1 protein-coding gene and 1 pseudogene are annotated in these 2,352 nt (G+C 73.6%); both read right to left on the bottom strand.

Annotated elements, in window-relative coordinates; all coding sequences use genetic code 11:
- Positions 1-667: pseudogene (locus ACTIR_RS0100290) on the bottom strand (hypothetical protein); the annotation flags it as partial.
- Between the two features lie 153 nt (positions 668-820).
- Positions 821-2,179: an ABC1 kinase family protein gene (locus ACTIR_RS0100285; protein WP_026452789.1), complete on the bottom strand. Its 1,359-nt coding sequence runs from the start codon at positions 2,177-2,179 to the stop codon at positions 821-823.
- Positions 2,180-2,352 lie beyond the last annotated feature (173 nt).

Here is a 2,352-nt window from a genome sequence, read left to right as displayed (position 1 = left end):
GTCGGCCGCGGCCGAGATCGGTACGGCCGAGCGCGCGGAGCTGCGCGCGGACGGCGGCCGAGCCGCGCTGGTTGCCGGCGTCGAGTTCGTCGCGGAGCTCGGCGAGTGTGCACAGGCCCTCCTGCACGGGCCGGGTGAGGATCCGCCGCAGCCGGTGTTCGTCGCTCTCGCCGCGTGCGGCGTCCACCGTGGCACGGGGTGGGGGAGCGAACGGCAGTCCGTCGATCCGGACGGGTTCGGGGGGCCGGGACGTCCGCTCGACGGTGGTGAACCGGGGCGGCAACACCCGGCGGTGCTCGGGTACGAGCGCGGGCACGGTGTCCGACGGCGGGAGCGGGACACCGTGGGCGGCCAGTGCGTCGACACCGGTGAGGGCACAGTCCGGACCGAGATACAACGCGGCGGCCCGGCGGAGCTGCTCCCGGGTCGGTCTGCCGGTTCCGAGCAGGATCACGCCCTTCGCCAGCCGTCGCCAGGGCCCCCCGGGTCGGCAGCGCTTCGTGATCGTGCTCGGGGTGAGGCCCCGTCGGCGGAGCTCGGTGACGGTGACCACGGGAACCGCCGGATCACAGCCCTCGTCGTCGGGCCGCAACGCCGCCGCGGCGACGTCGGCGACGGTGGTGTGGGCCCTGCGGTCCGGATGCTGCGGGTGAGTCGCTGTCGTCATACCGCCGAGCGTGGCCGCCTCCGCGGCCGGCGGCCCGGTGAACCCGCGGGTTGTGGACGGGTCGGCGTCGCGAACGGGGTTCCCGTTGCCCCGGGTGCCGCCCTGTGGACACCCGTCGGCCGGCGGCCCGAGCGGGTGGACCGGGCCGTCGGCTCACTCACCCGGGTCGGCGAACCCCGGTTGCCACCGGCGCACGATGTCCCGCACGGCCACCTCCGCGTCGAGTTGGCACAGGATGCCGATGGCCCCGGCCGTCACCCGGTGGATGAGCAGCCACTGGGGCGGGAGGTTCAGGAAGCGGCCGGTATGGAAGTCCTGGTTGCGGGTGTCGCCCATCCGCAGCGCCTGCTTCTGCGCCCAGCGGCGGGTGAAGTGGAACGTCTCGTCGGTCAGCGGTGCGGTCAACGGTCGCAACCAGGCGTAAACGTCGTCGGCGTCGAGGTCGGCGTCGTCCCGGACGAACCCCTCCGCCCGCAGCATCTCGAACAGCTCGTCCGGGCGGTTCTGCAGCGCCAGCCGCATCATGACCCCGAGAGCGGGCGGGGCCCCGTGCGGCAGCGCGGCGACCGCCCCGAAGTCGATGACGCAGAGCCTGCCGTCCTCCAGCAGCAGGAAGTTGCCGGGGTGCGGGTCGGAGTGCAGCAGGTGCGCCCGTTCGGGCGAGGAGTAGTGGAACTCGGCGAGCAGACGGCCCGCCTCGTTCCGCTGGTCCCGGGTCCCGGTGTTGATGATCTCCGAGAACGGGGTTCCGGTGACCCATTCGGTCACGATCACCTTCGGCGCGCTGGCCACCACCTTCGGCACGCGCACCCGGGCGTCCCCGTCGAACGCCCGGGCGAACCGTCGTTGGTTGTCGGCCTCGGCCCGGTAGTCCAGCTCCTCGTCCATCCGGTCGGCGAGCTCGGCGAGCAGGGGTTTCACCTCGGTACCGGGCACGAGCGACTGGAAGAGCCTGCTGAACCGCTGGAGCTGGCGCAGGTCACTGCGCAGTGCCTCGTCGGCCCCCGGGTACTGCACCTTGACCGCGACCTCGCGGCCGTCGTGCCAGACGGCCCGGTGCACCTGTCCGATGCTGGCCGCCGCGGCCGGTTCGTCGTCGAACTCCGCGAACCGTTGCTGCCAGGACCGGCCGAGCTGCTCGGCCAGCACCCGGTGTGTCCGCCGCGCCGACATCGGGGGTGCCGCGGCCTGCAACCGGGTGAGCGCGTCCCGGTACGGGGCCGCGAGCTCGTCCGGGACGGCGGCCTCGAAGACGCTGAGTGCCTGCCCGAACTTCATCGCGCCGCCCTTGAGCGTGCCCAGCACCTCGAAGAGCTGTTCGGCGGCCTTGGCCGACAGCACCGCGTTCACGTCCTCGGTGTTCTGCCCGGTCAGCCGTCTACCCCAGCCGCCGACCGCGCGTCCCGCGATGCCGAGCGGCAGGCTGGCCAGTTTGGCCGTGCGGGCCGCGGCCCTGCGGGGGATCGCGGGGTCGGTCTGGTCGTCGTCGAGGGAATCGCCCGAGTCCGTCACGACCGCGATTCTGCCCTCCTCATCGCGGTCTGTGCACCGATTCCCGGTGTGAATCGCGGTGGCGCCGGGCCTCGCCGCCTCACCGGCACTGTCGGAGGGGGCCTCGGCGCGGCGATCGGGCCGGTGCACCGCACCCGCAGTGCGGGTGCGGCGGCCAGTCCCGGCGCCGCACG

The organism is Saccharomonospora iraqiensis subsp. iraqiensis (assembly GCF_000430445.1).
Classification (GTDB): Bacteria; Actinomycetota; Actinomycetes; order Mycobacteriales; family Pseudonocardiaceae; genus Saccharomonospora; species Saccharomonospora iraqiensis.
The sequence above is the reverse complement of the archived record's forward strand: the minus strand, read 5'-3'. Positions and strand labels throughout refer to the sequence as shown.